The 26,161-nt window shown below is 69.5% G+C and carries 25 protein-coding genes; 18 read left to right on the forward strand and 7 right to left on the reverse strand.

Going from position 1 to position 26,161, the window contains the following annotated elements:
* Window positions 1-2: 2 nt before the first annotated feature.
* Window positions 3-1,241: a hypothetical protein gene (locus AX750_RS23875; protein ID WP_066718125.1), complete on the reverse strand. Its 1,239-nt coding sequence runs from the start codon at window positions 1,239-1,241 to the stop codon at window positions 3-5.
* 188 nt (window positions 1,242-1,429) lie between these two features.
* On the opposite strand from AX750_RS23875, the gene AX750_RS23880 reads away from it, so the two are divergent.
* The 5 genes from AX750_RS23880 (at window position 1,430) to AX750_RS27100 (ending at window position 4,219) form a co-directional block, all read left to right on the forward strand.
* The gene (locus tag AX750_RS23880; RefSeq protein WP_066718128.1) at window positions 1,430-1,942 is read left to right on the forward strand and encodes a DUF2478 domain-containing protein; all 513 of its coding nucleotides are present in this window, start codon (window positions 1,430-1,432) and stop codon (window positions 1,940-1,942) included.
* 13 nt (window positions 1,943-1,955) lie between these two features.
* Window positions 1,956-2,849, forward strand: coding sequence for a formate dehydrogenase accessory sulfurtransferase FdhD (locus tag AX750_RS23885; RefSeq protein WP_156446446.1), 894 nt, complete (start codon window positions 1,956-1,958; stop codon window positions 2,847-2,849).
* A gap of 116 nt (window positions 2,850-2,965) precedes the next feature.
* Entirely contained in the window at window positions 2,966-3,397 is a 432-nt protein-coding gene (locus tag AX750_RS23890; RefSeq protein WP_156446447.1) for a hypothetical protein, read from the forward strand.
* On the forward strand, window positions 3,397-4,017 hold the full coding sequence (gene mobA, locus AX750_RS23895) for a molybdenum cofactor guanylyltransferase MobA (protein WP_066718137.1): 621 nt from the start codon (window positions 3,397-3,399) through the stop codon (window positions 4,015-4,017). The genes AX750_RS23890 and mobA overlap by 1 nt, the downstream gene beginning before the upstream one ends.
* Window positions 4,018-4,093: 76 nt before the next feature.
* Window positions 4,094-4,219: a hypothetical protein gene (locus AX750_RS27100; RefSeq protein WP_280939924.1), complete on the forward strand. Its 126-nt coding sequence runs from the start codon at window positions 4,094-4,096 to the stop codon at window positions 4,217-4,219.
* A gap of 157 nt (window positions 4,220-4,376) precedes the next feature.
* On the opposite strand, the gene AX750_RS23900 is transcribed toward AX750_RS27100, so the two are convergent.
* Together AX750_RS23900 and AX750_RS23905 are read right to left on the reverse strand one after the other, a co-directional pair.
* Complete coding sequence (locus AX750_RS23900) at window positions 4,377-5,510, reverse strand: Mrp/NBP35 family ATP-binding protein (protein ID WP_066718140.1); 1,134 nt, start codon at window positions 5,508-5,510, stop codon at window positions 4,377-4,379.
* A gap of 24 nt (window positions 5,511-5,534) precedes the next feature.
* Window positions 5,535-5,765, reverse strand: coding sequence for a sulfurtransferase TusA family protein (locus AX750_RS23905; protein ID WP_066718143.1), 231 nt, complete (start codon window positions 5,763-5,765; stop codon window positions 5,535-5,537).
* Window positions 5,766-5,866: 101 nt separating this feature from the next.
* Here AX750_RS23905 and AX750_RS23910 point away from each other — a divergent pair, with 101 nt between their 5' ends.
* A complete protein-coding gene (locus AX750_RS23910; protein ID WP_066718145.1) occupies window positions 5,867-7,141 on the forward strand; it encodes a c-type cytochrome in 1,275 nt (424 codons plus the stop codon).
* Window positions 7,142-7,225: 84 nt separating this feature from the next.
* Here the strand turns inward: AX750_RS23910 and AX750_RS23915 are convergent, their stop codons facing one another.
* Window positions 7,226-9,265 carry a 4Fe-4S binding protein gene (locus AX750_RS23915; RefSeq protein ID WP_068074440.1) on the reverse strand — a complete coding sequence of 680 codons (2,040 nt, stop codon included), beginning with the start codon at window positions 9,263-9,265 and terminating at the stop codon, window positions 7,226-7,228.
* A gap of 131 nt (window positions 9,266-9,396) precedes the next feature.
* Here AX750_RS23915 and AX750_RS23920 point away from each other — a divergent pair, with 131 nt between their 5' ends.
* The 12 genes from AX750_RS23920 to glp all read left to right on the forward strand — a co-directional run bounded on the left by AX750_RS23920 (window position 9,397) and on the right by glp (window position 20,744).
* A complete protein-coding gene (locus AX750_RS23920) occupies window positions 9,397-10,140 on the forward strand; it encodes a biotin/lipoate--protein ligase family protein (RefSeq protein ID WP_066723802.1) in 744 nt (247 codons plus the stop codon).
* Window positions 10,137-10,691 carry a DUF6505 family protein gene (locus AX750_RS23925; RefSeq protein ID WP_156446623.1) on the forward strand — a complete coding sequence of 185 codons (555 nt, stop codon included), beginning with the start codon at window positions 10,137-10,139 and terminating at the stop codon, window positions 10,689-10,691. The genes AX750_RS23920 and AX750_RS23925 overlap by 4 nt, the downstream gene beginning before the upstream one ends.
* Window positions 10,688-11,698 carry a DUF6352 family protein gene (locus tag AX750_RS23930; protein WP_066723797.1) on the forward strand — a complete coding sequence of 337 codons (1,011 nt, stop codon included), beginning with the start codon at window positions 10,688-10,690 and terminating at the stop codon, window positions 11,696-11,698. Before AX750_RS23925 ends, AX750_RS23930 begins: the two co-directional genes overlap by 4 nt.
* Before the next feature lie 10 nt (window positions 11,699-11,708).
* Window positions 11,709-12,239, forward strand: coding sequence for a DUF3305 domain-containing protein (locus AX750_RS23935; RefSeq protein ID WP_066723789.1), 531 nt, complete (start codon window positions 11,709-11,711; stop codon window positions 12,237-12,239).
* A complete protein-coding gene (locus AX750_RS23940) occupies window positions 12,236-12,949 on the forward strand; it encodes a DUF3306 domain-containing protein (protein WP_066723787.1) in 714 nt (237 codons plus the stop codon). The genes AX750_RS23935 and AX750_RS23940 overlap by 4 nt, the downstream gene beginning before the upstream one ends.
* Before the next feature lie 108 nt (window positions 12,950-13,057).
* Window positions 13,058-13,864 (forward strand): Cro/CI family transcriptional regulator, encoded by an 807-nt coding sequence (locus AX750_RS23945; protein ID WP_066723784.1) that lies wholly within the window; start codon window positions 13,058-13,060, stop codon window positions 13,862-13,864.
* Window positions 13,865-13,908: 44 nt separating this feature from the next.
* A complete protein-coding gene (locus tag AX750_RS23950) occupies window positions 13,909-14,109 on the forward strand; it encodes a hypothetical protein (RefSeq protein WP_066723781.1) in 201 nt (66 codons plus the stop codon).
* Window positions 14,110-14,122: 13 nt separating this feature from the next.
* Complete coding sequence (locus AX750_RS23955; RefSeq protein WP_066723778.1) at window positions 14,123-17,101, forward strand: formate dehydrogenase subunit alpha; 2,979 nt, start codon at window positions 14,123-14,125, stop codon at window positions 17,099-17,101.
* 14 nt (window positions 17,102-17,115) lie between these two features.
* Window positions 17,116-17,712: a formate dehydrogenase FDH3 subunit beta gene (gene fdh3B / locus AX750_RS23960; protein ID WP_066723776.1), complete on the forward strand. Its 597-nt coding sequence runs from the start codon at window positions 17,116-17,118 to the stop codon at window positions 17,710-17,712.
* Between the two features lie 151 nt (window positions 17,713-17,863).
* Window positions 17,864-18,871 carry a formate dehydrogenase subunit gamma gene (locus AX750_RS23965; RefSeq protein ID WP_066723773.1) on the forward strand — a complete coding sequence of 336 codons (1,008 nt, stop codon included), beginning with the start codon at window positions 17,864-17,866 and terminating at the stop codon, window positions 18,869-18,871.
* A gap of 81 nt (window positions 18,872-18,952) precedes the next feature.
* On the forward strand, window positions 18,953-19,483 hold the full coding sequence (gene mobB / locus AX750_RS23970; RefSeq protein ID WP_066723770.1) for a molybdopterin-guanine dinucleotide biosynthesis protein B: 531 nt from the start codon (window positions 18,953-18,955) through the stop codon (window positions 19,481-19,483).
* A gap of 7 nt (window positions 19,484-19,490) precedes the next feature.
* Window positions 19,491-20,744 (forward strand): gephyrin-like molybdotransferase Glp, encoded by a 1,254-nt coding sequence (gene glp, locus AX750_RS23975; protein ID WP_066723768.1) that lies wholly within the window; start codon window positions 19,491-19,493, stop codon window positions 20,742-20,744.
* A 7-nt stretch (window positions 20,745-20,751) separates the two neighbouring features.
* On the opposite strand, the gene AX750_RS23980 is transcribed toward glp, so the two are convergent.
* From AX750_RS23980 to AX750_RS23990, 3 genes are all read right to left on the reverse strand, one after another.
* Window positions 20,752-21,525 (reverse strand): TIGR02186 family protein, encoded by a 774-nt coding sequence (locus tag AX750_RS23980; protein WP_066723765.1) that lies wholly within the window; start codon window positions 21,523-21,525, stop codon window positions 20,752-20,754.
* Window positions 21,522-22,451: a sulfite exporter TauE/SafE family protein gene (locus tag AX750_RS23985; protein WP_066723753.1), complete on the reverse strand. Its 930-nt coding sequence runs from the start codon at window positions 22,449-22,451 to the stop codon at window positions 21,522-21,524. The genes AX750_RS23980 and AX750_RS23985 overlap by 4 nt, the downstream gene beginning before the upstream one ends.
* Before the next feature lie 197 nt (window positions 22,452-22,648).
* On the reverse strand, window positions 22,649-26,032 hold the full coding sequence (locus AX750_RS23990; RefSeq protein ID WP_067255129.1) for an SEL1-like repeat protein: 3,384 nt from the start codon (window positions 26,030-26,032) through the stop codon (window positions 22,649-22,651).
* Window positions 26,033-26,161 lie beyond the last annotated feature (129 nt).

Consider the following 26,161-nt stretch of genomic DNA (forward strand, 5'->3'; position numbering starts at 1 on the left):
GATCAGGCGGGCGTGCCGGCCTTCGGGCGCGTCGTGCCGGCGGGCTTGAGCAGCGGCGCGACGGGCCGGTCTGTACGGTATTGCCCGCGCGCGATGGCGCCGAACAGCAGCACCACCGCCGTCAGCGTCATCAGCCACCAGGGCTGAAGCGTCGCAAAGCCAAGCGCCGAGAGGGCGAACGCCGTGGTGAAAGCCGCGACACCGCCGGCCGCGAGCGCGCTCGGCATCCGCCCCGCGGCCCGGATGGCGACATAGAGGCAGAAGGCGGCGGCGGCCGCGCCGACGAGTCCGAGCTCGTACCAGGTCTCGAACAGCAGAGTCGTCGGCGTCGCGGGCGGCAGCGCGCCAGTCAGCCGTCCGCGCAACACGGTGTCGAGCCCATGGCCGGTCACGAGCTGGATCGGCGCGCCGCTGACGACGTCGGCCCAGGTAGCGAGCGAGGCGATAAGCCCGCTGTCCGGCAGGCGCGCGGCGATCGGAATCAGCAGGAAGGGCAGGATCGGCGCGAGCAACATGAGCCCGGCGATCGCCGCCGCGATCAGGGCCGAGGCCTTCTCGCGGCTCGCGCTGACCGCGCCGAAGGCGACGGCGCCGCAGATCATCGCGACGGCCTCGCCATCTTCGAATCGCGTCAGCGAGAGCAGGCCGACGACCAGCGCGAGCCCGAGCGCGCTCAAGCCGCGCTCACGCGAAAGCAGCCAGGCGAGGGCGGGCCAGGCCATGATCAGGATGACGCTGATGCCACGCTCGACGCCGGCATCGGTGTCCTGATGGCGAAGCGCCGTCGCCACGATCAGCGCGAGTGCGAAGGCGGCGGCCGTGCCGGCTCCGAGCGGGGCGAGGTTGAGGTTCGAGGCCCGCATCCGGTCAGGAAGCGCGGCATTGCCGAGAAAGCCGAGCGCGACTGCAAGCACGATGTTGCCGGCTTTTTCCGTCGCCGAGCCCGTATAGGGGCTCCAAACCAGCGACAGCACGGCCCAGCCGACAAGGCCGAGCAGGATCAGTCCGGGCAGGCTGAATACGCTGCGCTTCAGGCGCGAGACGAAATCGCGCGGGTCCTCGATCAGCACGGCAATCACCAGCAGCACGACGCCGATCGGCGCCAGCACGACGGCGGCGCGGCGCGAGACCAGAGAGGCGATCGGCAGCAGCAGCGCCAGCGTGCCGAAGGCGATGCGGCGCAGCAGCAGCGCGGCGTCGGCAGCCGGGTCGAGCGGAGTCGGGGCAAGGTGACGTGGCATCAAACGGGAACCGAGGGAAAGGCTCTGCCGGCGAGCACCCGGAGAGCGGATCTCAACCGTAGCCGTCCCCGGCGGGCGAGACTGTAGGTCCGGCGCAACACTGGGATCGCTTCTCGCCGCGAAACGCCCGCTCCTCCTGCGGCGAATGTCCACTGGTGGCAGCCCCCAATTCATGGGATGAGGTCCTGATGCTGATGGCCGTCATTCCCTATTCGTCGGGTTTCGAGATCGACCGGTTCATGGCCGACGCCGCTTCGCGGCTGAAGGCGCGGGGCCTGCGTCTCGGCGGCGTCGTCCAGCACAATGAGGGCACCTGCGAGAGCGGTTGTTTCGCGATGGCGCTGGAGGACCTCGCCAGCGGCGCGCGTTTCCCGATCAGCGAAAACCGCGGCGCCGGCGCCACCGGCTGCCGCCTCGACGCGACCGGCCTCGCGGCAGCCGGCGGTGCGCTGGGCGCGGCGCTGGCGGACAAAACCGATCTCGTCATCGTCAACAAATTCGGCCGGCAGGAGGCTCTGGGGAAGGGTCTGCGGCACGAGATCGCCGCGGCGCTGCTCGCGGGCCTGCCCGTGCTGATCGCCGTGCGGCGCGACATGCTGCCCGCCTTCCGCGACTTTGCGGGGGAGGACTGGACCGAGCTGCCGGCTCTGGCCGAGGCGGTCGAGTCCTGGGGGCTCGGCGTCGCGCGGGTCGCCGCCTGAGCGGAGGGGCGCGATGCCACAGGATATGAGCTTCCTCGACGATTATCTTGTGCGGCCCGACCCGCAGGCGGCCCGCCTCGGAGCGACCGTCTCGGGCATCGACCAGACCGGCGCGACCGTTGAGACCCGTGTCGTCACCGAGCGGGCCCTGACGCTCTACCTGAACGCGCAGGAGATCGTCACGATGATGACGATCGGGGACCATCCCGACGCGCTGGCGCTGGGTTATCTGCTCAACCAGAACATGCTCAAGCGCGGCGATGTCGTCGACGCCGTCGATTACGACGAGGAACTCGAGGTCGTGGTCGTGCGCACGCCGGAGCGCACGAATTTCGAGGAGAAGCTGAAGAAGAAGACGCTGACCTCGGGCTGCGCCCAGGGGACCGCCTTCGGCGACCTGATGGAAGCGATCGACGAGATCGAACTGCCCAAGGCGGAACTCCGCACCAGCTGGCTCTATGCCCTGACGAAGAAGATCAATACCACGCCCTCGCTCTATCTCGAGGCCGGCGCCATCCATGGCTGCGTGCTCTGCGAGGCCGACAGGCCCTTGGTCTATATGGAGGATGTCGGCCGCCACAACGCCGTCGACAAGGTCGCGGGCTGGATGTTCCGGCACAATGTCGATCCCGCGAAGATGATCTTTTACACCACCGGCCGCCTGACCTCCGAGATGGTCATCAAGACCGTCCGCATGGGCATCCCCGTGCTGGTCTCCCGCTCCGGCTTCACCGAATGGGGCGTCGAACTGGCGCGCAAGGCAGGCCTCACCCTGATCGGCCGGGCTCGCGGCAAGCGCTTCGTCGCGCTCGCCGGCGAGCAGAACATCGTCTTCGACCAGGACCCGGACACGGTCGAGGAAGAGGGCGGGAAAAGCCGCCGCAAGGGGGCGGGGGGCGACGATTGAGCGGCCTTGCGCCCCGAACGGATTTGCCGTGTCCCACGCATTTGCTTGATCCTGGCGAGCAGGCAATCTGGTGGGGTCGGCCTGATCCGTGGCGCTACGGTCAGAGACAGGCGTGGGTGCCGCTGCTGGTTGGCTCAGGGGGGATTGTTGTTGCGGGGCTTATTGCAGCTCAATCTTTTCGGGAAGGACGCTGGAGTGGCGTCGGCATGGTCGTTCCGGTGTTCTGCGCGTTCCTCGCAGCGTGCGGTGTGCTTGCTGTGAGCTGGCCGGCAGTTCGGTTTCGGCGCGCGAGGGGGCTGACGTACCTCCTGACCGACCGCCGAGCGATCATCGTGGAAGGAAGCGCAGTGACAGATGCTCGTCTCGCTGCGATCCGCTCGGTCGAGGTTGAAAACAGCGGTAAGCCGATTGGAAGCGTCATTTTTCTGGATCGACCGGCGCCTCCCAGTGACAGCGGTCCTGACATGATCAGGGACGGCTTCATCGGCATCGCCGATGCCGAGGCTGTCGCCCAGGAAATGCGTCGCCTGCAGGGAATTGCGTCGTGATGCCCCCCACCCTCGGCCTCCTCCTCGCCGGCGGCCTCGCGCGCCGCATGGGCGGCGGTGACAAGCCGCTGCGGACCATCGCGGGCCGCAGCATCCTCGCCCATGTCATCGAGCGCCTGGCGCCCCAATGCGATCGCCTGCTGGTCAACGCCAATGGCGATCCCGCCCGCTTCGCGGATTACGGCCTGCCGGTGGTCGCCGACAGCGTGCCCGATTTCGCCGGACCGCTCGCTGGCATCCTCGCCGGGCTCGACTGGATGGCGGCCCATCGGCCCGAGACCGAATGGCTCGTCAGCGTCGCCGCCGACACGCCCTTCATCCCGCGTGATCTCGTCGCCCGTCTGCACGAGGCGCGCGAGGAGCAGGGCGTCCCGCTCGCCTGCGCCGCCTCGGGCGGCTGGACGCATCCGGTGATCGGGCTCTGGCCGGTGTCGCTGAGGGACAATCTGCGCCGGGCGCTGACGGTCGAGGACGAGCGCAAGATCGACCGCTGGACCGCCCGCCATGGCTGCGCCAGCGCGGAGTGGCCGGTCGATCCGGTCGATCCCTTCTTCAACGCCAACAGGCCCGAGGATCTGGACGAGGCCGAGCGGCTTTTCGCCACTCTTGCGACCGCTTGAAGCGCCCGCTGTCCTTCGCTATCTGTCTTGTATAAGAGCGGCTTATCGCTGCCGTGTCGCCTCTCGGGGGAAGATCATGAAGTCGTTCGTCGCCGCTGTCGCTGTCGCCGCCATCCTCGCCTTCGGCGCGAGCCTCGTCCTCAACGATTATTTCCAGAAGCCCGTCGACGTCGCTTTCACGACCGGTGGCGTCCGGCTTTGAACGGCTGAAGCGGCGCCCGAGCCAGGCCGTCACGCTCGGGCTTGACCCGAGCATCTCGTGCCGCCGCAAGCGTGCCGCTTCATCATCCTGAGATTCTCGGGTCTGCGCTTCGCTTCGCCCGAGAATGACGTCGAGGTCGCGCCAGCGAGCTCCGCCCTCACTCGATGACGATGCGCGGCGCGGCCTTGGCGGCGCCTCCGGCCATCGACGCCATCACCTGCCGCGCGATCGCGAGATAGGCCTTGGCGTGCGCCGAGTCCGGATCGCTCGCCACGATCGGGCGGCCTGAATCGGAGGTCTCGCGGATCGGCATGGCCAGCGGCACCTCGCCGAGGAAAGGCACGCCAAGGCGCTCCGCCTCATGCCGCGCCCCGCCATGGGCGAAGATGTCCGAGCGCGTGCCGCATTCCGGGCAGATGAAATAGCTCATATTCTCGACGATGCCGAGGATCGGCACCTCGACCTTCTTGAACATCGCGACGCCGCGGCGCGCGTCGAGCAGCGCCAGATCCTGCGGCGTCGAGACGATGACGGCGCCGGCCAGCGGCGTCTGCTGCGCCATGGTCAGCTGCGCGTCGCCGGTGCCGGGCGGCATGTCGACGACGAGCACGTCGAGCTCGCCCCAGGCGACCTCGCGCAGCATCTGGGTGATGGCCGAGATCACCATCGGCCCGCGCCAGATCATCGGCGTCTCCTCGTCGATGAGGAATCCGATCGACATGATCTTCAGCCCATAGGCCTCCATCGGCGCCAGCGTCCGCCCGGAGACCAGCCGCGGCTTGCCGGTGATGCCGAAGATCTTGGGCACCGAGGGGCCATAGATGTCGGCATCGAGCACGCCGACCTTGAGGCCGAGAACGCTGAGGGCCACGGCGAGATTGGCGGTGGTGGTCGACTTGCCGACGCCGCCCTTGCCGGAGGCGACCGCGATGATCTGCTTCACGCCGGGCACGCCGGCCGCCTTCGGCGTCGGGCCACCGGGCCCCGCACCGGGAGTGGGACGCTGGGCCTGCTGCCGTGCCTGCGCTGCGGCCGAGGAGGGCGCCTTGTCGGCGGTCAGCCCGACGAGGACCTGGTTCACGCCGGGGAGGCCCGAGACGGCGCTTTCGGCCGCCTTGCGCACCGGCTCCATGGCGGCGGCTTCGGTGGCGTCGATGCCGATGGCGAAGATCACCTTGCCGCCGTCGATCAGGATGTCGGCGACGCGGCCCGAGGCGGAGAGCGACTGGCCGCTGGCCGGCAGCTTCACCAGCTCGAGCGCGCGCAGGATGTCGGCTTGGGTGAGGGCCAAGGGCTGAACTCCTATCGGCGCGGCTCAGGCCGGCGCCTTGCGGATGTGGAAGACGAGCAGGTCGCCGTCGCTGCGGCTCTCCTCGATCGCATCCCCGGTTTCGCGCATCAGGTTGGGAATGTCGATGGCCGCCATCGGATCGGTGCATTCGACCAGCAACAGCGTACCGGGCGCCGCACCCTTCAGCGCCTTGCGGACCCGCAGCGCCGGCAGGGGGCATTTCAGGCCGCGAAGATTGAGAGGCGTGGCGGTCATGGCGGTAACCAGCAGGAGGGGCGCCGCTTCATAGGATGGCCGGTCGCACCGGGGCAACTGGCCGCTTTGTCACGGCGCCGGGGAGCCGGCATGATGGAAAGATGCGACCCCTCCTGAAGCCCCTCATCCTTTTTCTCTGTCTCGCCCAACCCGTCGCCGCCCAGGAGCTGCGCGGCCATGGCGGGCCGGTGCGCGCCATCGCGGTCGCGCCCGACGGGACGACCGCCATGACCGGCTCCTTCGACCAGTCGGCGATCCTCTGGAGCCTGTCGGGCGGCACGGCGGAGGCCGTGCTGCGCTTCCATGAGGGCGCGGTCAATGCGGTCGCGGCCGTGCCGGGCCTCGGCTTCGCCACCGGTGCCGAGGATGGGCGCATCGCGCTCTGGCGCGGGGCGGCGGCCGCGCCGGCCGAGGTCGTCGAGGGCCATAGGGGGCCGGTGGCCGCACTGGCGGTCTCGGCCGACGGGCGCCGCATCGCTTCCGCCTCCTGGGACGGGACGGCGCGGGTGACGACCCGCGAGGGCGGCGCTGCGGTCGCCTTCGAGGGCCATCAGGGGCCGGTCAACGGCGTCGCCTTCCTGCCCGGCGGCGGCCTCGTCACCGCCGGCTATGACGCGACCTTGCGGATCTGGCCGGCGGATGCCGGCGCCCCCCGGATCGTGACGCTGCCAGCGCCGCTGAACGGGGTCGTCGTGGCCGCCGATGGCGAAATCGCCGTCGCCGCGGCGGACGGGCGGCTGCGGCTCTTCGGGCCGGATGGCGAGGCGCGCGGGGAGGTGACTGTCGGCGAGACGCCGCTGATCGCGCTGGCGCTCTCGGCCGACGGCACGACGCTGGCCGCCGGCGGCCTGCGCGGGCAGGTCGCACTGATCGACCGCGCCGCACGCCGCATCCGCGCGACGCTTGTCGGGCCGGGCCTTCCGGTCTGGTCGCTCGCCTTCCTTCCAGACGGCAAGCAAATCCTCTCGGGCGGCGCCGACCGGCTCGTGCGCCGCTGGAACGCCGTCACGGGCGAACACATCGGCACGGTCGTGCCGCGCGCCGGAGCGGATGTGCTCGCCGCCTTCAACGGCGAGCGTGGCGCGCAGGTCTTCCGCGCCTGTGCCGCCTGCCACACCCTGACCCCGTCGGACGGCAACCGCGCCGGGCCGACACTGCACGGCATCTTCGGCCGCCGCATCGCCACCGCGCCGGGCTACGCCTATTCCGAGGCCTTCAGGACGATGGACATCGTCTGGACCAAGGAGACGGTGGCGAAGCTCTTCGAGATCGGCCCCAACGCCTACACGCCGGGCACCAAGATGCCCGAGCAGACGATCAGTTCGGCCGAAGACCGGCAGGCGCTGGTCGACTGGCTGGAGAAGGTGACAAAATAGGCGTCAGTCTCGGGCTTGACCCGAGAATCTCCTGAACCAGATCGCTGCTGTCAGAGATGCTCGGGTCAAGCCCGAGCATGACGCCTACTGCAGCGGATCGTCCCCGCGCTCCGCCCTCTCGCGCAGGTAGTCCTCGGTCGTGCGCACCGGCGGGCGCTGCGGCGAGAGATGCGGGTCGAAGCTCTCGTTGACGACGACCTCGACGCGGCAATCCTCGCACATCTTCAAAACCGAGATGCGCTTCGCCGCGTCGCCGGAGAACATCCAGTGCTTGTTCTCGAGCTTGGCGGTGATCTTCTCGATCGTGCTACGCACGCCGAAGGGCTTGGCGCAGGCAATGCAGTGGAACGGCTCCTCCTGCTTGATCACGCGCTTGCCGCCCTTCCAGGCCTCGAAATCGATGCGCGGCTCCAGCGTGATGACCTTCTCCGGGCAGGTCGCGGCGCAGAGCCCGCACTGCACGCAGAGGTCCTCCTGGAAGGCGAGGGTCGGCCGCTCGGGATCATCGGACAGCGCCTGCACCGGGCAGGCCGAGACGCAGGCCAGGCAGAGCGTGCAGCCATCGGTGTCGACATGCACGGTGCCGAAGGGCGCGCGCGGCGGCAGCGCCACCGTGGCCACCGGCATCGGCGCCGCGGCGTGTAGCTCGCCGATCGTCTGGCGCAGCAGCGGCCGGCCTTCGCCCATCGGGCGGAAGCGCGCCGGCTTCGGCGAGACCGTGCCCGGCACGACCCGCGCCAGCGCCGCCGCCAGCTGCTCGGGATCGTCGGTCTCGATCAGCCCGGCACTGCCGGCGCCATAGCCGAGCGCCGCGGCGAGCGTCTCGGCATAGGCGAGGTTGCGCTGCAGGCCTGAGAGATCGTGCTTGGGACGGGCGCGGCTCAACACCTGAATCGAGGCCGCGCCGAAGGCGAGCGCCGCCGCGAAGGCGTCGAGCCCGATCTGGGTGATCTCGTTGACGCGCAGCGGCAGCACGCGGGCCGGCAGCCCTTCGCCGAAGCGGGCGAGCGCGTCGATCAGCGGCTCGCCATGCGCCTCGTCATGCAGCAGCACGACCGGCTCGCGGCCACCGGCCTCGGCATAGGTGGTCAGCAGCGTCCGCAGCCGGCGCAGCAGCGCGTCCGCCGGCGGCAGCGCATAGGTCACAGCACCGGTCGGGCAGACGGCGGCGCAGGCGCCGCAGCCGGCGCAGATCTCGGCCGAGATCGCGACATGGTCGCCGTTCGGGGTGATGGCCCCGGTGGGGCAGAGCTCGAGGCAGCGCGTGCAGCCGGTCTTCTTCGAGCGCGAATGCGCGCAGAGATCCTCGTTCAGCCGGACATAGGTCGGCTTGTCGAACTCCCCGACGAGATGGCCGGCTTCCGCGATCAGCTTCTCGATTGCGGCGGGGCTCGCCGGGTCGGCCCGCAGATAGCCCGCCCGCAACTCGCCGGCGGGAAACAGAGGCGTCCCGCCCGAGACGTCGATGACGATGTCGCAATGCGAGGTCGCGCCATTGCGGGGCTCGCCGAAGACGAGGCGGGCGCGGGAGGAGGGGGCCGGCGCGGCATAATCGTCGATGCGCAGCTCGAAGGCGCCGAGCCAGCCGGTCGCGGCGACGATGGTGCCCTTCAGCACCGGCGTCTCGACCACGCGCGGCGGCGTGATCTCCCCGGGCCGGCTGATCAGGATGGTGACGTCGAGATGCTCCGAGAGACGCTGCCCGACGGACAGTGCCGTCTCGTCGCGGCCATAGACCAGGGCGACGCCCTTGCTGGTCAGGGTCGTGAAGGAGATCGGCGGCATCGGCTCGGCCGCCGCCGCCAGCAGCGCCGCCATTTTCGGCCCGGCCGCCTTGGCCTCGCGCGACCAGCCGCCCGTCTCGCGGATATTGGTGAAGACGAGATCGCCCGCATAATCGAGATCGGCCGCAATCTCCTCGAACAGCGGTGCCTCCTGCGTACAGGCGACGGTGATGGCCTGGCTCTCGCCCAATGCGCGCGTGAAGAGGTCGGTCTGCGTCCGGCAGAGATGGCGCGCGCTGCGGATATCGGCGCCCTTGCAGCCGCGTGCGATGGCCGCCGCATCGAGCGGCATGGTGTCCTCGCACGAGCACACCATCAGCGTGCGGGTGGTGTCAGGCATGGTGGGCTTGATCCTCGGGCCGGCGGCGTTGTGTCGCCTCTCTTGCGATAAACCATGCTTATATGGAATTGGAGCGGTTCAAAAGAAACGAAGCCGGCGTGTTTCGTCGCAGTCTCGGAGGAAGCCCGATCATGGCAGCCAGCGCCCTGCGTACGGACGATCTGCGCCGCGAGCCGGTCCTGCCGCCGGGATTCTCGCTGGTGGCGCTGCGGGAATCGGGCGACGCCTTCGCCCATGCCTGTTCGATCGCGGCCGAGGCGGGCGCGGCGACGCTGGTCTGGACCCGGCGCTTCGACGTCATCGAATTTGCCGTCGTGCTCGAACCCGATAATCCGCTGCGCGAGGCGCGGCTGGCGCATTACCTCGCGATGACGGCGCTGGCCGACGCGCTTGCGGTCTACAGCCCGCCCGAGCGGCCGATTCTGTTCCGCTGGCCCGATGCGCTGATCTACGATCTCGGCCTGATCGGCGGCGGCCGGCTCGCCTGGCCGCAGAACTGCGGCGAGGATGAGGTGCCGGATTGGGTCGTCTTCGGCGCCATGCTGCGGGCCACCACGATGACGCCCTTCGCGATCGGGCAGGTCGGTGTCGGGATGGCCGAGGAGGGCTTCGAGGAGATCGACGCCGTCGATCTGATCGAGGCCTTCGCCCGCCATCTCATGCTGGCCGTCACCCGCTGGCAGAGCGCCGGGCCCAAGGCTGCCGCGCTGCGCTGGCTCGACCGGCTCGACAAGGTCGTCGGCACGCGCCACGGCATCGAGCCCAACGGCGATCTCGTCGCGACCACCCAGGCCGGTACCGAGCGCCGCAGCCTGGTCGAGGCGCTGGCCCGGGTCGACTGGCTGGACCGCGAGAGCGGCGGGCCGAAGCTGTGAAGGGGCTGAAGCTGCCTCGCGCCATCCGGCTCGACCCGTCCGACACCTTCGTCTTCCGGAGGGCGGCCGAGCCGGGCGACTGGCTCGTGACCGGGTCCTTCCTGTTCGGCGGCACCGATCCCTCCGCGCTCGACGCCAAGGGCAAGGCCGCCTTCCGCTCCGGCTTCCTCGGCGTGGCGAGCTTCGGCTGGAGCACGCTCGCCGTGGTGACGGAGGCGAGCGAGCCCGAGCTCGAGGCGGCGGTCGAAAGCCTCGCCGGTCATCTCGTCGACAAGCTCGGCGCACCCGATCTCGCGACGGCGCGCGCGGCCGCCGCCGAGGAGGTCGCTTTTGCCGCCACCCTCTGCGATCATCCCCCTCAGACCCTGCTCGCTTTGCACCGGACGATTGAAGACGGCGAGATTCGCGAGCGCTTCCGCACCCTGACGCCGCGCGATGCCAGCCAGAGCGAAGGCTTCCGCGCCTTCGAATTCCTCGAGGTGGCGGGCGAGGAGGACGGGCCGGTCGAGCATGTCGACCTCCTCAATCTCGAAAAGACCAGGCTGACATGACGCATTTCTGGGCCAGCTCCGGCCATCTCCTGCTGGACCGCGAACCCGGCGGCGGGCTGCGCGTGACCGACGACTTCATCAAGGCCTATCTCGCCCGGCCGGAACTGCTGCCGCCGGCGGAGGCCTGCGAGGCCGAGCGTGCGCTGCATGCAAGGCTGATGGAGACGCCTCAGGCGGAGGTGCCGGCGAGCGCGATTGCGGCCATCGCCGACGAGGACGCACGCGAGAACTGGCGCTTCATGCTCGGCTGGCGCGACCGGCTGCTGGCCGCACCGACGCTCGAGGCGGCCTATGCCGGCATCATCCGCGAGGGCGTGAGCGGGATCCCGCCGCTCTTCCTCGACCAGCTGGTTCACGTCATCATGCGCGCGGCGCTCGACGAGGCTGACGATCCCTTCGTCACCCGCGCGGCCGAATGCCTGTTCCGCCCGCAGCGCGTGACGTTCCACGAAAATACGATCCTGCTCGCCGATGCCGAGATGATCGAGGGCCACGAGGCCGACCGGCACGCCTCGCCGCTGCTCGCGATGCTGGGCGGACCGGCGGCGACCGAACTCGACATCCTCAAGCCGGCGAATGCCGATCGTTATTGGCAGCGCTCGGACGGGTTCGACATGGTGCTGGATCTCGGCGGGTCGCCGTCCGGCCGGGCGGCGCTTGGCCAGGCCTTGCGCCACTGGATCCGCCAGATCCATGGTTTCGACGTCGCCATCGAACCGCTGGAGACGGTGACGGATGCGGACTGGCGCTGGTTCGTCGGGCTCGACGCAGAGGCCACCGCCGTCGGCAATGCGCTCTGGCAGGGGAAGACCGTCGCCGCGGCCGAGATGGCGCGCGTGCTCGCCCTGTTCACCCTGACGCTGCCCGCCGACGTCCCGGTCCTGCCGGCGGCGAAGGGCAAGCCCATCTATCTCATCATGGCCATGTCGGGTGACAATCTGCTGCGGCTGAAGCCGCAGAACCTCGTCGCCGGCCTGCCGCTCGCCCGGCGCGAAATGGCGAACTGAGGAGTCCGCGATGACGCAGCAGCATATCGAGGTCGGGATCGTCGTCGAACGACGCGCCATCGACTCGCCCTGGGCGGACCACGCCTGGGCGCCGCTGGCCGTGCTGCCGGAGCCGCCGCCGCTTGCGCCTTGGACCGAGCTGCCGGACGAGCGGGGCCGTCGCCAATTCTATCTCGGCCCGGCGACGTTGACGCTGCATTCGGTCGACACCGCCCATTTCCGCGAGAATTTCCAGGCGGGCCGCGCCAAGCTCTGGGTCGCGATCCGCCCGACCGGAATAGAGCCCGAGATCGAGTTCGTCGGCGTGACCGCCGACCCCTTCGAGGGCGAGGTCTATTGTGAGAATGTCGGCGATATCGTCGAGGCGCTGCCGATGCCGCTCGCCATCGCCGAGGCGGTGCTCGCCTTCTTCGAGGCGCACCATGTCGAGCGCGAATTCATCAAGCGCAAGCGCAGCGAGCATGACCCGCGCAAGGGGCCGGCACCCCGGTCCGAGCCGGGCCTGCGTCGGCGCGAAAGCGGGCCCGGGGGCGCAGCATGAGCACGCGCACGCCGTCAGACGAGGGATTCCTCAGCCGCTGGTCGCGCCGCAAGCGCGAGGGTGAGCCTGAGGAGCAGCCGGCATCGCTCCCTGCCGCCCCGGCAAGCGAGAGCGCTGCGCCGGCCGCGACCGAAGCGCCCGAGCCTGAGGTCGAGATGATCGAGCCCCCGTCGCTCGATCTGATCGACAAGGACTTCGACCTGGCCTCGTGGCTGAAGCAGAACGTGCCGGAGACGTGGAAGCTCGCCGCCATGCGGCGCGCCTGGGAGAACGATCCGGCCATCGCCAATTTCGAGAACCCCGCCCGCGACTATGCGCTCGACTGGAACACGCCTGGCGGGGCGCCGGGATATGGCCCGCTGACGGAATCAGACGACATCGCCGAGTTGGTCCGCGGCATCTTCGGCGAGCAGCCTGCCCCAACGGCAGCCACCCTGGTCACCGAAGAGGCACCCGGCGACGGGATGTCGCATCCCCTTTCGTCTAAGGACAAGGCGGAGAGCATCGATGCTGCGGTGCGGGAAGGCGAGTCTGCGGACAAAGAGCCTGCCCCGCTGCGCCTCACGGGAGGTCCGGAAAACCGCCCAAATCCGCCGCGGGCGCGCGCTTCGACGCCATTAGATCTTGATGCTGCAATGCAGCAAGAGGCCCCGCGCGAGCCGGTCTCCGTGCGTGTGCGCAAGCGTGGAGGTGGCGCAATTCCAATCTGAAAAGAGATTGGAATCGTTTTATTTTTGGGCAATAACCTGCCGTTATCACGGCAACTCGGGCGGCCAATTGTCGAGCCGCCCCGCCCAAAGGACATTGATCTGAGTCAAATGCGCGACCCGGCACTGGAAAAAGCGATCGGAAGCGTCGGCGGCGTCCGGGCTCTGGCGCGCAGTCTCGGCATTTCGCAGCCGGCGATCTCGAGCTGGAAGCGCGTGCCGGCCGACCGTGTGCTGTCCGTCGAGGCGACGACGGGCATTCCGCGTACCGAGCTGCGGCCCGACCTCTATCCCCAGCCGGAGGCCACAGCCCCAGTCCACTCCGAAATCACGCTGACGCAACCGATCGACGAGATCGATGCCGCGCGGGCGCAAGAGTGCGAACTGATCGGCGCTCTGTTGTGGCGGGCCCCGACGACCGAGACGCTTGAGGTCCTCCGCAGCCTGCAGGGCGACGCCTCGCCCTTCGGCATGGCGCATCTCGCTTTGGCGGAAGCCGCCGACGAGGCGACGCCCGAAAGCCTGCGCGATGAGTTCTTCGAACTCTTCATCGGCGTCGGCCGCGGAGAATTGCTCCCGTACGCGTCCTATTACCTGACCGGCTTCCTGCATGAGCGCCCGCTGGCGCTGGTGCGCGAGGACATGGGCGCCCTCGGCCTGGCCCGCGATGCGCGTGCGGGCGAGCCGGAAGACCACATCGCCGTGCTGCTCGACATCATGGCGAAGCTGCTGCGCGGCGAGGTCGCCGCCGACGGCATCGACGCGGATCGCTTCTACGCCCGGCACATCCAGCCCTGGGGCGAGCGCTTCTTTGCCGATCTCGAGATCGCGAAGGCCGCGAAATTCTACAAGGCGGTGGGGCGGCTCGGCAGCCTGTTCCTGTCCATCGAAACGCAGGCTGCGGGGCTGCCCGCATGACCGGCAACACACAAAACGCTCAACCCGACGCGTGGGAGACGACGATGTCGAACAGCAAAGAAACCGGAAAACCGGCCGTCGATCGCCGCAGCTTCTTCAAGGCGCTGGGCGCGGGTGCCACGCTGGCGGCGACGCCGGCGATGGTGACGCCGGCCGCGGCCGTCGATCCGGGCAAGGAGGAGACCAAGGCGCGCTACCGCGAGTCGGAGCACGTCAAGGACTTCTACCGCGTCAACCGTTACTGAGAGGCGCCGCACCATGCTGATCAAGCGTAAATCCGCCGACGTCCAGCGCGGCCGGCTCCAGTCCGCGATCGCCGGCCTGTCGTCCGGCGTCATGGACCGCCGCGCCTTCCTGCGCCGTTCGGGTCTCGTCGCGGGCGGCATCGCCGCCGCCGGCGCCCTTCAGATCGGGTCCGTCCGCAAGGCCGAGGCCGCCGGCCTCGGCCCGGCGACCGGCACCAAGGTCGTCAAGAACATCTGCACGCACTGCTCGGTGGGCTGCACCGTCAAGGCCGAGGTCGCCAACGGCGTCTGGGTCGGCCAGGAGCCGGCCTGGGAGAGCCCGATCAACCGCGGCTCGCACTGCGCCAAGGGCGCGTCCGTGCGCGAACTGGTCCATGGCGACCGCCGCATCAAGTATCCGATGAAGCTGGTCAACGGCCAGTGGCAGCGCATCTCCTGGGACGTCGCGATCAATGAGATCGGCGACAAGATGATGGAGATCCGGGCCAAGTCCGGCGCCGACTCCGTCTATCTGCTCGGCTCGGCCAAGTTCTCGAACGAGGGCGCCTATCTGTTCCGTAAGTTCGCCGCCTTCTGGGGCACGAACAACGTCGACCACCAGGCGCGCATCTGTCACTCCACCACGGTCGCGGGTGTTGCCAACACCTGGGGCTACGGCGCGATGACGAACTCCTACAACGACATCCGCAACTCCAAGACGATCATGTTCATGGGGTCGAACGCGGCCGAGGCGCATCCGGTCTCGATGCAGCACATCCTCGTCGGCAAGGAGCAGAACCGCGCCAACGTCATCGTCTTCGATCCGCGTCTGACCCGCACCGCGGCCCATGCGACGGACTACATCCGCATCCGCTCGGGCACCGATATCGCGGTGATCTGGGGCATGATGTGGCACATCTTCAAGAACGGCTGGGAAGATAAGGAATTCCTCGCCGCCCGCGTGCACGGCATGGATGACGTCCGCAAGGAGGTCGAGAAATACGACCCCAAGACGGTCGAGGACATCACCGGCGTGCCTGAGGCGCAGCTCAAGCGTGCCGCCGAAACCTTTGCCAAGGTCAAGCCCGCCACCTTCATCTGGTGCATGGGCGTGACCCAGCACTCGGTCGGCACCGCCAACGTCCGTGCCATCTGCAACCTGCTCCTCGCCACCGGCAACGTTGGCGGCATGGGTAATGGCGCCAACATCTTCCGCGGCCACTGCAACGTGCAGGGCGCGACCGACTTCGGCCTCGATATCTCGAACCTGCCTTGCTACTACGGGCTGGTCGAGGGCGCCTGGCGCCACTGGGCGCGCGTCTGGGACGTGCCCTACGACTACTTCGTCACCCGCTTCGACGAGGTTCCGGCCAAGGGCGGCCGGCCGGCGCGGACGCGCAAGGCCAATATGGAGACCTCTGGCCACACCTCGACCCGCTGGTTCGATGCGGCCAATCTGCCGGCCGAGCAGGTCGATCAGATGGACAACCTCAAGGCCATGTTCGTCATGGGCCATGGCGGCAACACGATTCCCCGCATGCCCGACGCGGTGAAGGGGCTCGAGAAGCTCGAACTCCTCGTGGTCGCCGACCCGCACCCGACGAACTTCGTCTCGCTCGGCGGGCGCAAGAACGGCACCTATCTGCTGCCGATCGGCACGCAGTTCGAATGCTCGGGCTCGCGCACCTGCTCCAACCGTTCGGTGCAGTGGGGCGAAAAGGTCGTCGAGCCGATCTTCGAGGCCGCGAGCGACTATTTCGTCATCTACAAGCTGGCGCAGAAGCTCGGCTTTGCCGAGCAGATGCACAAGAACTACGAGATGGTGCAGGGCAAGTACGGCCCCGAGCCCTCGCCTGAGTCCATCCTGCGCGAGATCAACCGCGGCGGCTGGTCGACCGGCTACACCGGCCAGTCGCCGGAGCGCCTGAAGCTCCACATGGAGCATCAGGACAAGTTCGATCTCGTGAGCCTGCGCGGCGCCCAGGGCTCGCCCGTCGAGAACGACTATTACGGCCTGCCCTGGCCGTGCTGGGGCACGCCGGAGCTCAAGCATCCCGGTACCCACATCCTCTACAATACCTCGCTCGAGGCGGGGAACGGCGGCGGCACCTTCCGTCCCCGCTTCGGCCTCACCCGCGAGCGCACGCTCGCCGACGGCAGCAAGGTCAATGACACGCTGCTGGCGGAGAACGGCTCCTACTCCCTCAACTCGGAGATCAAGGACGGCTATCCCGAGTTCACCATGGGCGTGCTCAAGAAGCTCGGCTGGGATGCCGATCTGACGCCCAAGGAGCTCGAGACCATCACCTGGATCGGTGGCAACAACATCGATGCGGTGAGCTGGGCGAACGACCTCTCCGGCGGCATCCAGCGCGTTGCGCTGAAGCATGGCTGCGTGCCCTACGGCAACGGCAAGGCCCGGGCCAATGCCTGGAACCTGCCTGACCCGGTGCCGACTCACCGTGAGCCGATCTACTCGCCCCGCGTCGACCTCGTGGCGAAATGGCCGGCCCGTCCGGACGAGCGTACGCTCCGCATCCCCAACCTCCACACCTCCGTCCAGAAGGCGGCGGTCGAGAAGGGCATCGCGAAATCCTTCCCGATCGTCCTCACCTCCGGCCGTCTCGTCGAGTACGAGGGCGGCGGCGAGGAAACCCGCTCGAACAAGTGGTTGGCCGAGCTGCAGCAGGACATGTTCGTCGAGATCAACCCGGCGGATGCGGCCGCGCGCGGCATCAAGGACGGCGCCTTCGTCTGGGTGTCGGGCCCGGAGAACAACTCGAAGGCCCGCGTCAAGGCGCTGGTCACCGAGCGCGTCGGCAAGGGCGTCGCGTTCATGCCCTTCCACTTCGGCGGGTTCTACCAGGGGCAGGACCAGCGCGGGAACTATCCGAAGGGAACGGACCCGATCGTACTCGGCGAATCCGTCAACATCGTCACCACCTATGGCTACGACCCGGTGACGGCGATGCACGAAGGCAAGGTCACGCTCTGCCAGATTGCGGCGGCGTAAGGGGGAACTGAACCATGGCCCGGATGAAATTCCTCTGCGACGCGGATCGCTGCATCGAGTGCAACGCCTGCGTCACCGCCTGCAAGAACGAGAACGAGGTGCCCTGGGGCATCAACCGCCGGCGCGTCGTCACCATCAATGACGGCAAGCCCGGCGAGCGCTCGGTCTCGATGGCCTGCATGCACTGCACCGACGCGCCCTGCGCGGCGGTCTGCCCGGTCGACTGCTTTTACACCACGGCGGACGCCGTGGTGCTGCACAGCAAGGACCTCTGCATCGGCTGCGGCTACTGCTTCTACGCCTGCCCCTTCGGCGCGCCGCAGTATCCGAAGGTCGGCAACTTCGGTTCGCGCGGCAAGATGGACAAGTGCACCTTCTGCTCGGGCGGTCCGGAGGCCGATCTCTCGCCGGTCGAGTTCCAGAAATACGGCTCGAACCGCCTCGCCGAGGGCAAGCTGCCGCTCTGCGCCGAGATGTGCTCGACCAAGTCTCTGCTGGCCGGCGACGGCGAGATCATCGCCCAGATCTACAAGGAGCGGGTGGTGAAGCGCGGTTACGGCTCGGGCGCCTGGGGCTGGCAGACGGCCTACAAGGAAACCATCGCCATCTGACGTCCCGTCTGGAGACGGAGAGAGGCCCCCGCGAAGAGGGGCCACGACAGGTGCTTCGACCGAAAGCCGGCCTTGCCGGTCCCTTCGCCGGGGCGCCCCTTTCAGACAGATCGGCCTCTCGCGACGAGGGCCGGAGCAAGGGAACAGAGCCATGCGTTTCGGCGCCCATATCCGCCTGCTGGTGACCGGCCTGCTGCTGACCTTCGCGGTCGCTCTCGCCGTTCCAGCCGGCGCCCAGCAGGTCAATCCGACGGCCGACGCCGTCCGCGAGCGCCAGTTCCTCGATGCCCTCAAGGGCAACCCCCAGGCCGAACTCCAGGGCCGCATCTCCATCCCCGACCAGAAGGCCGCGACGCTGGAGCGGCCCGCGGGCCGTGACTGGCGCGCCTTCCACCAGGGCACCATGCTGCGGACGGCGGTGATCGCGGTGCTCGGCACCCTGCTGGTCCTGGCGGCGTTCTTCCTGATCCGCGGGCGCATCCGCACCGAGGCAGGGCCGGCGGGGCAGACGATCACGCGCTTCAATGCCTTCGAGCGCTTCATCCACTGGCTCACCGCCGGCTGCTTCATCATTCTCGCCCTGTCGGGCCTGAACGTCACCTTCGGCAAACTGGTCCTTCTGCCCCTGATCGGGCCGCAGGCCTTCACGAACCTGTCGATCGCCGCCAAATGGGCGCACAACTTCCTGGCATGGCCCTTCATGCTCGGCATCGCGCTGATGTTCGTCATCTGGATCAAGGACAACATCCCCAACGCGATGGATATCCGCTGGTTTGCGGCCGGCGGCGGCATCATCGGCAAGGGTCATCCCGAGGCGCGGCGCTTCAATGCCGGCCAGAAGGTCGTGTTCTGGAGCGTGGTCCTGGGTGGCGCGGCCCTCTCCGTGTCCGGCTTCTACCTGCTCTTCCCCTTCTCGGCGGGCGGTGTGCTCAACCTCCAGTTCTGGAACGTCGTGCACGGGATCGTCTCGGTGCTGATGATCGCGCTGATGCTGGGCCACATCTATATCGGCTCGATCGGCATGGAGGGTGCCTTCGATGCCATGGGCTCCGGCGAGGTCGACCTGAACTGGGCCAAGGCGCATCACTCGCTCTGGGTGGAAGAAGAGATGCAGAAGGCCCGCGCCGGCGCCGACAACCGGCTCCAGCCGGCCGAATGATCCGCTTGACCCGCAGGGTCGGCTGACCGATGACGACCGGGCGCTTCGGCGCCCGGTTTCGTTTTGGGGTGAAGCTCTTCGATGCGTGTGATCGGCCTGGCGGGATGGAGCGGTGCAGGGAAGACCACCCTGCTGACCCGGCTGATCCCGGAACTCGGGCGGCGCGGCGTCTCCGTCTCGACGCTGAAGCACGCCCACCATGCTTTCGATCTCGATACACCGGGCAAGGATTCGCACGCCCATCGCGAGGCCGGCGCGCGCGAGGTGTTGATCTCGTCGGAGCGGCGCTGGGCCTTGATGCGGGAGCTGCGCGGAGAGGCCGAGGCTGAACTGCCGGACCTGCTGGTGCGACTGTCGCCCGTCGACCTTGTGGTGGTCGAGGGCTTCAAGCGCCAGCGCCACGCCAAGATCGAGATCCACCGCGCCGCCAACGGCAAGCCGCCCCTGCATCCGGGCGACGACAGCATCGTCGCGGTCGCGAGCGACACCGCCTTTCCCGACGCCGGACGCCCGGTTGTCGCTCTCGACGACATCGCCGCCGTGGCGGAGATCGTGCTGGCACAGGCCCTGCCGCTGGCCGAGGCGCTGGTGCGCTGCAGCGGGAGGGAGTGACGCCGCCATGGCCCAACTCAGCCGCGACGACGAGGCCTTTGGCGCCCTGATGACCCTCGAACAGGCGGGCGAGCGCGTCGCGGCGCTTGTCGCCCCGGTGGGCGGAACGGAAACCGTCCCGTTGGCGGCGGCCGATGGTCGCGTGCTGGCGGACACCGTTCTCGCTCCTCTCGATCTGCCGCCTTTCGCGAACTCGGCCGTCGACGGCTATGCCGTCCACTCCGGCGATCTGGCGCCTTCCGGCACGACACGCCTGCCCCTCGGCGGCCGCGTCGCGGCGGGTGCCGACGCGGCCGGTTTCACTGCGCGGGGCCTTGCCATCCGTGTCTTCACCGGCGCGCCGATGCCCCCGGGCGCCGACACCGTCTTCATGCAGGAGGATGTCGTGCTCGAGGACGGGGCGGTGCTCCTCCCGGCGGGACTCGCTCCGGGCGCCAATGCCCGACCGGCCGGAGAGGACATCGCCCGCGGTGCCTTGGCCGCCGCGGCGGGCCAGCGCCTGCGCCCTCAGGATCTCGCACTGCTCTCGGCGCTGGGCGTCACGGAGGTGGTGGTGCGCCGGAGGCCGCGCGTCGCCATCTTCTCGACGGGCGATGAACTCACCGAACCCGGACAGCCGTTGGCCCCGGCCGCGATCTACGATGCCAACCGCGCCCTGCTGCGGGCGATGGTGACGCGCGCCGGCGCGGAGGTCGTCGATCTCGGCATCCTGCGCGACGAGCGCGCGGGCCTCGCGCAGCGCCTGGCCGAGGCGGCAGCCTCTTGCGACCTTGTCCTGACCTCGGGCGGCGTTTCGACCGGCGAGGAGGATCACGTCAAGGCGGCGCTGGAGCAGGTCGGCGAGCTCGCTTTCTGGCGCATTGGCATCAAGCCTGGCCGGCCCGTCGCGCTGGGGCGCATCGGCACGGTTCCGTTCATCGGCCTGCCCGGCAACCCGGTCGCGGTCTTCGTCACCTTCGCTTTCGTCGCCCGCGTCCTGATCGCGCGGCTCGCCGGCACGGCGCCTGTCGCGCCCCTGTCTTTGCCGGTGCGGCTCGGCTTCGCCTACCGCAAGAAGGAGGGGCGGCGCGAATATGTCCGGGTCTCGCTCGAGCCGGGCCCCGATGGCGTCCAAATTGCTCGTAAGCACCCGCAGGACGGAGCCGGCGTGCTGACCTCGCTCACCCGCACCGACGGCCTGGTCGAACTCGAAGAGGACATGACGCGGATCGAGGAGGGAACCATCGTGCCCTTCCTCGCCTATGCGCTGCTGATCGGCTGAGGGGCTTTCAGTCCCGCCGGAAGACGACGCTGGCGAGCCAGCCCAGCAGCAGCGCCATCAGCACGGTGACGAGTCCGTAGACCAGCGGCAGTTCATGCGCGCCCGCAGCCAGGCGCTGCTCCATGCCGCTCTTCACCACCTCGAAATTGGTGGTCTGGCGGGCGAGGGGAACGCCCCCGGCATAGAGCACGATCTCGATCTCGTAGGATCCCGTCGGCGCCGTCGCCGGCACCTCGATCGGCGCGCTGAACACCGTGCTGGAGAGAAAGGTCACGCCCCGCTCAGCCGCCGAGTAGAGCCCCTTCTCGGACAGGATGCGCAGGAGCCCGTCGGAGAAACGGGCGGTGGTGGTATCGAAGTCGAGCGCGGCGTCGCGCGTCCGGTGAGCGTTTTCGAGCCCCACACGCTCGCGCCGCGCCGTCTCAGGGCTCATGATCTCGCTCAGCGGCCGGTTGCTGGCGACCGTCAGGAACAGCGAGCTGTCGGGGAAGCGCCGCTGTGTGCGGTTGATCCAGATCGGCCCGAGCCGCTCCTTCTCGCGCACCAGCAGCATCCGCCGCGGCCCCCGCGCTGTGACGACGATGTCGTAGGGGTCGCCACGCGCCACGGTGCGGCCGTCGCGCTCGACCACGCCGAAGACGGTGAGCTGGCTGCCGGTGTAGTTGGACGTGATCAGGATCTGGTGGCTCGACATCGCCGCGATCAGCGACTCCGCGCGCGCCGAGCCGAGGCTGCCCGCGAGAAGGGCGAGGATCGCCGCGAGGCGTGCCAGCGCTCTCATCGCGTCCCCTCCGAGATCACGACGGAAAACGGCTCGCTGGGCGGGATGAACAGCTCGATGGCGAAGCGCAGCCCGACCGAGAGGATCAGCAAGGCCAGCAGCAGACGGAAGGATTCGACGTTGAGGTTGCGCGCGGCCCGGCCGCCGAACTGTGCGCCGATCACGCCGCCGAGCAGCAGCAGGATCGCCAGCACGATGTCGACCGACTGGTTGGTCAGCGCATGCAACAGCGTCGCGCCGGTCATCGTGACCAGGATCTGGAACAGCGACGTCCCGACCACGATCGCGGTGGGGATGCGGAAGAAATAGATCAAAGCCGGGACGAGAATGAAGCCGCCGCCGACGCCCAGCACCGCGCCGATGAAGCCGATCACGATGGCGAGCGTCGCGATCGGGATGACGCTGCAATAGAGCTGCGAATCCGGAAAGCGCATCCGCAGCGGCAGCCCCATCCACCAGGGATGGGTACCGGCCCGTCGCTTCAGCCGCGCCGGCTTGCCGGCGCGGACACGCAACATGGCGCGCAGCGCGTCATAGAGCATCAGCCCGCCGATGATCGTGAACAGCGTCACATAGGACAGGGTGATCACCAGCTCGAGCTGGCCGAGGCGCCGCATCGAGTTGAAGAACAGCACGCCGAGCAGCGTGCCGAGGATACCGCCCGCGACCAGGATGCTGCCGAGCTTCAGATCCAGAGCGCGCCGCCGCCAATAGGTCAGCACGCCGGTCGTCGAGGAGCCGGCGACCTGGGCCGCGACGGTGGCGACTGCGACCGCGGGAGGAATGTCGAGGAAGATCAGCAGCGGTGTCAGCAGGAAGCCGCCGCCGACACCGAACAGCCCGGAGACGAAGCCGACCGCGCCGCTGAGCCCCAGCACCGTGAGGATGCTGATCGGCAGCTCGGCGATCGGGAGATAGATCTGCACCTCGGCTCCTCACGCGACGCGGGCGTCTGCTGGCGGCCCCGCCCGCCGGGACTCACTCTGCACCGATCCGGTTAAGGGGAGTTTCCGATGCGGCGAGGACGACGCGGGCGAAAGCCGGCCTCGTCCTGATGGCGCGCCAACGCGTCGAAACCATGACGGTTCCGCCCTGTGGGCTCCTCCGGCCGCTCGCCTCGAGCTCAGATGCGGGCGGGCTTGGCCGGCTTCGGCGCCGTGGCGGTCGGCGCGGCTTCCCAGCCGCGCGCGGGCGGCGTCACCTCGTTGGCGGCGGCGCTGGCCTGGCGCGGCTTCCAGGCGGCGGCCTCGGCCTTGGCGGCGGCGAGATCGGTCGGGCTCAGGCGCTGGGCGACCTCGTCGCGCTTGCGCGTCGCGTCGTCGTCGCCCTGGCTGGCCGCGACCGCGAACCAGAGATAGGACTGGGCGAGGTCGGTCGGCGCGCCGAGCCCGCGGCCGAGCAGGACGGCAAGGTTGTACTGGCTGTCGCGCACGCCGTGCTCGGCCGCGCGGCGGAACCAGTCCGTGGCCGAGGCATAATCCGGCTTGCCCGAGACGCCCTCGGCATGGAGCACGGCAAGATTGTGCATCGCCTTGGCGTTGCCGCGCTCGGCGGCGCGCGTGTACCAGACGCGGGCCAGCGACAGGTCGCGCGCTGTGCCGATGCCCTTCTCGAACATGTTGCCGAGGCGGAACTGCGCCGGGGCAAGACCGGCTACGGCGGCGCGCTCGAACAGTCGCATGGCGAGCTTCGGATCGCGCGTGGCGGCCGGGCCGTCGGCGGCGCGGCTGGCGAGTTCGTAGACGGCGCGGGCGTCGCCATCGAGCGCTGCCTTGCGCAGCCCCGGCCCGCCCAGTCCGGGGGGCAACTCGCCCAGGCCGGTCACGGGCTGCACCGCCTCGGCATTCGCCGCCGGCGGAGCGGCGACGGGGGCCGCCAGCGGCGGAGCCGGGGGCTGCGTGGTCGAGCCGGTGACCTCGGCGGCGGGGGGAGCACCGGCGGGGATCGCGGCCAGGGTGCTCGCCTGCGGCGCGGCGGTGCCGGGCTGCAGCGCGGAAGACTGGTCCTTTGCCGGCGGAGGCAGGGCCGGGGCCTCCTCGCGCGGCGCGATCGGGCTCTGGACGGCTTCGCCGGTCGCGGCGGTGCGCGGACCCTTCAGCGCGCCGCTGACGAGATGCGCGGTGCCGAGCGCCAGCACCAGCGCGGCGAGACCGAGCAGGAGCGGGCGCTTGCGCTTCTCCAGCATCTCCTTGATGCGGTTGCCGCCCTTCGCCGTCTCCGGGGCAGCCGCCGGCGCGGTGGCGGCGGCCTCCGTCGCTGCCTTGGCGGAGCGCCTCGCTGCGGCGATCAGGTTCTGGCGAATCGACTGTGCGTCGGCAGTCGCGCCGGCCGGCGCCTCGGCCCGCGGCCGTCCGGAGCCGGGCTCGAGCGGCACGTCCAGCGCCGCATTGAGCTGTGCCGTCGCGGCGGCGGCCGGTTCGGCCTTGGCGGCGGGGGCGCGCTCGGGCGCAGCGATGCGGTCCTCCAGCGCCAGGCTGATGCCGGCGGGGGCGGCCGGGGGTTTGGCGGCGGCGCGCCCGGCCGCGGCCACGCGCGGCGGCATCGGCGATTGCGCGGGTGCGGCCGCGGCGGCCTGCCGGTCCGCGACCAGCTCCGCCTCGAGGCTGGAGAGCCGGGAGATGATGGTCTCGAGCGTCTGGTGGACCGCGCCGATGGCGTCCTGCGTCTCGCGGCCGGTCGAGGCTTGCGTCGCGTGCAGGCCTGAGAGCAGCGTGCTCAGCTCCGACAGGCCGCTGGCCTGCGGCGCCTTGCCGAGATGGTCCGACATAGCGGCGCGGGCGGCGCGTTCGGCGGCTTCCGTGGTTTCCTCGCGCAGCGAGCGAAGATGCAGCACGAGATCCTGCAGCGTGCGCTCCATGCCGGTCTCGGCCGAACGCGTCGCAGCAGCGGCGTCGAGGCGCTGCGCGAGGCCGGAGATCTGGCGCTCCAGCGCATCGAAGGCGCCGGTGTCGGCGCCGGGACGCCCGGCCTCGTCGATCTTCTCGGCGAGATTGCGCAGCATCTCCTCGACCGGGCGCAGGTCGACCTGGGTGACCTGGACCGGCTGGCCGTCGCTGACGAGATGCGCAAGACTGCTGGAGGCTGCGAGATTTTCGATGCGCCCGGCCAGCGCCTCGATCTGGCGCGTGACAGCAGTGGGGCCCTTCTCGGCCAGCTGCTCGATCCGGGCCTGCAGCGCGTCGATCCGGTCCTCGATCTGGCGGTCGGAGCGCGTGTCGAGCTTTCCGGCCAGCGTCTCGATCTGCCGGGATAGCGCCGCCAGAGGCTCGAGATCCTGGAGACGGGACTGGCTGCGGTCGGAGAGAATGGCGTCGCGGATGTCGTCGATGGCCGCCGTCAGGCCGTGCAACTCGCGACCGTCCGGTCGGCTGTCGCGCATCCGGCCGATTTCGAGCGAAAGCGCTCCGACCTGCTGCGACAGCTCGCCCAGCCGCGCCTCGTTGCCGCTGCTGGCCAGAATGTCGCGCAGCTCGGCAATGTCGCGCTGGAGCGGCACCAGCATCGTGCGGTCGCCGCCGCGCGCCGTCAGCGCATCGACCTTGGCAGCGAGATGGGCGATCTCGAGCTCGAAGCGCTGGAAGCTCTCGCCGGAACGGTCATGCGCCAGTCGCGCGACCTCGGATTCGATCCGCGCCAGCGGCTTCAGGATGGGCTCGAGCCGGTCGCGCGTGTCGAGCCGGTCGAGCTTGGCGCCGAGCTCCGCGATCCGGCCTTCGATCTGGTCGATCTGTGGGTCGCGGGCGGGCGGGGCCGGGCGGACCGGTGCCAACGGGCGTTCCGTGCGGGCTGCCGCCGGCGCAATGCGGGCGCTGAGGTCGCGGAGATCCTGCCGCAGGGCGGAGATGCGGCTTTCCGCTGCGGCGGAGGGGGCGCGAAGAGCGGAGCCGTCTTCCTCGTCCAGCACGCGCTGGCGGGTGCGGATGTCAGTGACGGCGGCGGCGAGGCCGTCACGGCTGAAGGCCAGACGCGGGGCCGCTTCGCTGCGGGCCGGCGTACGCGCGGCCTCGACCGTGCGGCGCTCGATCTCGGCGAGGCGCTCGCCCATGGTCTTGATCGCATCGGCGATGACGCTGGTCGCGCGGTCCTGACGCTCGGCGGCAGCGCGCTCGCCCGAGCTCATCCGCTGCTCGGCGGTCTCGATCCAACGGGCGATCGAATCCAGAGCGCCGGCGGTCTTGGCGCTCGATTCGCGGGTCAGCTTTTCGATCTGCGCCGCCTGGGCGAGGACCGTGTCGATGTCCCGACGGGACGGGTCGTCTCGGGAGATCGGGGCGGCCGGTTGCGGCGCGGTATCCATCTGGCCCTGGGAGAGCCGCGCCAGGCGTTCGGAGAGGGCGGCGATGTCGAGCTGCTCCGGTGGCGGGGCCGGCTCGGGTGCGGCTTCCTCGCGCAGCTTGTGGTCCAGCCATTCGCCCAGCGTCATTCCGGCGCGCCGAGCGGCGGCCTTGGCGGCATCGCGCGTGCGGGGATCGACGCCCTTGACGCTCCAGGGCAGGCTGGTGGCCATGTTGACGCTCGCCTTCGGGGCTTCCGAACCAGACCGGAAGACGCAGGCCCCTGAACGCCGCGGCTTCCTGCGGATCGTCGACACCTGAAGAATAGGTTGCCACAGGCAGGACGCCGATCTGCAAGCGCG

The organism is Methylobacterium sp. CCH7-A2, assembly GCF_001557075.1.
GTDB lineage: Bacteria > Pseudomonadota > Alphaproteobacteria > Rhizobiales > Beijerinckiaceae > Allobosea > Allobosea massiliensis.

Coding starts and splice junctions, on each gene's coding strand:
- AX750_RS23875 (WP_066718125.1), bottom strand. CDS start 1,241: ATGCCACGTCACCTTGCCCCGACTCCGCTCGACCCGGCTGCCGACGCC.
- AX750_RS23880 (WP_066718128.1), top strand. CDS start 1,430: ATGCTGATGGCCGTCATTCCCTATTCGTCGGGTTTCGAGATCGACCGG.
- AX750_RS23885 (WP_156446446.1), top strand. CDS start 1,956: ATGCCACAGGATATGAGCTTCCTCGACGATTATCTTGTGCGGCCCGAC.
- mobA (WP_066718137.1), top strand. CDS start 3,397: ATGCCCCCCACCCTCGGCCTCCTCCTCGCCGGCGGCCTCGCGCGCCGC.
- AX750_RS27100 (WP_280939924.1), top strand. CDS start 4,094: ATGAAGTCGTTCGTCGCCGCTGTCGCTGTCGCCGCCATCCTCGCCTTC.
- AX750_RS23905 (WP_066718143.1), bottom strand. CDS start 5,765: ATGACCGCCACGCCTCTCAATCTTCGCGGCCTGAAATGCCCCCTGCCG.
- AX750_RS23910 (WP_066718145.1), top strand. CDS start 5,867: ATGCGACCCCTCCTGAAGCCCCTCATCCTTTTTCTCTGTCTCGCCCAA.
- AX750_RS23915 (WP_068074440.1), bottom strand. CDS start 9,265: ATGCCTGACACCACCCGCACGCTGATGGTGTGCTCGTGCGAGGACACC.
- AX750_RS23920 (WP_066723802.1), top strand. CDS start 9,397: ATGGCAGCCAGCGCCCTGCGTACGGACGATCTGCGCCGCGAGCCGGTC.
- AX750_RS23930 (WP_066723797.1), top strand. CDS start 10,688: ATGACGCATTTCTGGGCCAGCTCCGGCCATCTCCTGCTGGACCGCGAA.
- AX750_RS23935 (WP_066723789.1), top strand. CDS start 11,709: ATGACGCAGCAGCATATCGAGGTCGGGATCGTCGTCGAACGACGCGCC.
- AX750_RS23940 (WP_066723787.1), top strand. CDS start 12,236: ATGAGCACGCGCACGCCGTCAGACGAGGGATTCCTCAGCCGCTGGTCG.
- AX750_RS23945 (WP_066723784.1), top strand. CDS start 13,058: ATGCGCGACCCGGCACTGGAAAAAGCGATCGGAAGCGTCGGCGGCGTC.
- AX750_RS23950 (WP_066723781.1), top strand. CDS start 13,909: ATGTCGAACAGCAAAGAAACCGGAAAACCGGCCGTCGATCGCCGCAGC.
- AX750_RS23955 (WP_066723778.1), top strand. CDS start 14,123: ATGCTGATCAAGCGTAAATCCGCCGACGTCCAGCGCGGCCGGCTCCAG.
- fdh3B (WP_066723776.1), top strand. CDS start 17,116: ATGGCCCGGATGAAATTCCTCTGCGACGCGGATCGCTGCATCGAGTGC.
- AX750_RS23965 (WP_066723773.1), top strand. CDS start 17,864: ATGCGTTTCGGCGCCCATATCCGCCTGCTGGTGACCGGCCTGCTGCTG.
- mobB (WP_066723770.1), top strand. CDS start 18,953: ATGCGTGTGATCGGCCTGGCGGGATGGAGCGGTGCAGGGAAGACCACC.
- glp (WP_066723768.1), top strand. CDS start 19,491: ATGGCCCAACTCAGCCGCGACGACGAGGCCTTTGGCGCCCTGATGACC.
- AX750_RS23980 (WP_066723765.1), bottom strand. CDS start 21,525: ATGAGAGCGCTGGCACGCCTCGCGGCGATCCTCGCCCTTCTCGCGGGC.
- AX750_RS23990 (WP_067255129.1), bottom strand. CDS start 26,032: ATGGCCACCAGCCTGCCCTGGAGCGTCAAGGGCGTCGATCCCCGCACG.